The sequence below is a fragment of the Alcanivorax sp. HI0083 genome (assembly GCF_001635175.1).
In genome coordinates this window covers 1-389 of the sequence record NZ_LWFX01001348.1, presented here as the reverse complement: position 1 = coordinate 389, position 389 = coordinate 1, and the positions used below count along the sequence as shown (strand labels likewise).

Here is a 389-nt window from a genome sequence, read left to right as displayed (position 1 = left end):
CAGTTTGTAAATCTGTGGGCCACCGGAACGGCTGGAGGTAAACACCAGGTGCTCACCATCCGGTAACCAGCGCGGCTCGGTATCAATGCCGTAATTGTTGGTTAACCGGGTCAGTGCCTTGGTCGACAGATTCAACATATAAATTTCGGGATTACCGTCCCGCGACAACGTTAACGCCAGCTTCTGGCCATCCGGTGACCAGTCAGGGGCACCGTTGATGCCGCTGAAACTGGACACTTTTTCCCGCTCGGTGGTGGCCAGGCTGTGAATATAAATGGCCGGGCGTCCCTGGTCTTCAAAAGAAACGTAAGCAATTTTCCTGCCATCCGGTGACCAGGTAGGGCTCATGATCGGCTCTTTACTACGCAGAATCGTGGTCACACGATGGC

General features: G+C 54.2%; 1 pseudogene. It reads right to left on the bottom strand.

Annotated features, from left to right (window positions below):
• Nucleotides 1-389 (bottom strand): annotated as a pseudogene (locus A3754_RS20085) (DPP IV N-terminal domain-containing protein); the annotation flags it as partial.